The sequence below is a fragment of the Streptococcus sinensis genome, assembly GCF_000767835.1.
Classification (GTDB): domain Bacteria; phylum Bacillota; class Bacilli; order Lactobacillales; family Streptococcaceae; genus Streptococcus; species Streptococcus sinensis.
The window spans coordinates 1-336 of the sequence record NZ_JPEN01000104.1; the positions used below are offsets into that span (position 1 = coordinate 1).

The 336-nt window shown below is 37.5% G+C and carries 1 protein-coding gene; it reads right to left on the minus strand.

Annotated features, from left to right (window positions below; all coding sequences use genetic code 11):
* Window positions 1-246 (minus strand): transposase family protein (locus SSIN_RS09000; protein ID WP_167332874.1); only part of this gene is annotated, 246 nt, incomplete at its 3' end.
* Window positions 247-336 lie beyond the last annotated feature (90 nt).

The following is a 336-nucleotide window of genomic DNA, read 5'->3' on the forward strand; positions in this document are numbered from 1 at the left end:
ACAGCGGAAGCGCCGTTTCCTTAGACGAATCAATGTCTTGTATCCAGCACACTCTAAATAGGGGATTTTAGATTCTTTTTGGAAGTCATATTTAGCCATTTGTCCTTGACAGTGAGGGCATTTAGGTGCTGGATAATCTAGCTTGGCGAAGATTTCTTTATGCGTTCCAGCATTTAGAACATTCAAGATAGTGATGTTAGGGTCTTTGATTTCCAGTAAGTTTGTGGTAAAATTTAATTGTTCCATAAGATTCTTTCTAATGATGGTTTGATCGCTTTTCATTATAGGTCTTATGGGACTTTTTTTCTACAACAAAATAGGCTCCATAATCCCTGC